General features: G+C 50.9%; 1 protein-coding gene. It reads left to right on the top strand.

The features are described 5' to 3' along the window. Positions 1 to 30 precede the first annotated feature (30 nt). Positions 31 to 434 (top strand): hypothetical protein (locus tag D7V77_RS44150; protein ID WP_233597589.1); only part of this gene is annotated, 404 nt, incomplete at its 3' end.

Genomic DNA, 434 nt, shown 5'->3' with positions numbered 1-434 from the left:
CAGCTAGTCCGTACTTCTCTACTTCCTGGAATCCTCAAGACGCTACGTGAGAATCGAAAGCATCCGCTGCCTCTCAGAGCCTTTGAGGTGTCAGACATTGCCTATCAAGATCCTACAGATGAACAAAGGTTGACCCGCAACGAGCGAAGAGTCTGTGCAACATATACCGACAAGGAAGCCCGATTCGAAGTTGTCCATGGTCTGCTAGACAAGATCATGAGATCACTCGACATTCCCTTCATCGGTCGCTCAAATCAAGGCAAGACCAAGGGCTACTGGATCGCAGAAGGCAATGATCCTACTTTCCTTCCCGGTCGATCGGCGGTCATCAAGTTTAGGCCTGGACCCTCTTCCACTCCAATCACAAATACAGTACCAGCTTCGGAATCCACTGTACAAGCAGCAGCGGTATCTTCGACGGAGACGGGTACGGA

The organism is Corallococcus sp. CA041A (genome assembly GCF_003612075.1).
Classification (GTDB): Bacteria; Myxococcota; Myxococcia; order Myxococcales; family Myxococcaceae; genus Corallococcus; species Corallococcus exiguus.
The sequence above is the reverse complement of the archived record's forward strand: the minus strand, read 5'-3'. Positions and strand labels throughout refer to the sequence as shown.